Annotated in this window: 2 protein-coding genes; both read right to left on the reverse strand. The window is 37.6% G+C overall.

What is annotated here, in order from left to right:
• Positions 1 to 138: 138 nt before the first annotated feature.
• The gene (locus CCU_RS02755; RefSeq protein WP_015533473.1) at positions 139 to 456 is read right to left on the reverse strand and encodes a hypothetical protein; all 318 of its coding nucleotides are present in this window, start codon (positions 454 to 456) and stop codon (positions 139 to 141) included.
• Positions 457 to 480: 24 nt separating this feature from the next.
• Positions 481 to 800, reverse strand: a 320-nt coding sequence (locus CCU_RS02760) for a WXG100 family type VII secretion target (protein WP_208895932.1), incomplete at its 5' end; no start/stop codon positions are given.

Genomic DNA, 800 nt, shown 5'->3' on the forward strand with positions numbered 1-800 from the left:
TAGTCTCGACTTCACTTCCCAAATCAGATAAAACATACTGCTTTATACTTGCTTCTGAATTCAAGTAGCCATTTATAGCCGCTGCTATTTCTGAATAGTCCAAATCACTAATCTTTTTTTCCATGTGCTTACATCCCTTCAGCGAATTATGTTATCTGGTAACGATGAGGTCATATCACCATTCACAACTTCAGCAGTGATGTAGTTTCCTATAACCTCACCCAATGTATCACCATACGAATACATATCCTCCATAAATGCCTGCATAGTATCCATCTTCGATACAAGATCAGAATAAATATCTGCCCAGCCTTCACTCTCCCAATATTCCTGTATCTTGCCACAGGTTGATATGATCGTATCATACTGATTTCCCAGATCTGTTGCCCCCTTGATCAAGGTATCATGAAATGTTTCCAGTTTATTTATCGGTACTTTCACCGTCTCAACATACATACTTTCCCTCCGTTATTAAGCACCCTAGCCAATCAGAGCAATTACATTTTTTTCACAAGTCTCAAACGTATTGCATACATCAAGCAATGAGTCCACTTTCTTTTGAAGATCCTCATACATGGATTTTACTTTACTATCGCTGTTCTCAAATTTTGTATTAAATGAGTCTGCTGCAGGGCCTTTCCATTCTTTAATAAGATCTTGATAATCATTCTGGATGTTTCGTCTGTCAATTGTGCTTTGATCCAGACAGTCCTGTATAATCACAAGATCTGTGTGCAGCTTCCTTGTATCGACATTTATCTTATCCGACATAACCTTTCTCCATTCAATTATTTTGCATT

Source organism: Coprococcus sp. ART55/1, from assembly GCF_000210595.1.
In the GTDB taxonomy this organism is placed as follows: Bacteria; Bacillota; Clostridia; order Lachnospirales; family Lachnospiraceae; genus Coprococcus; species Coprococcus aceti.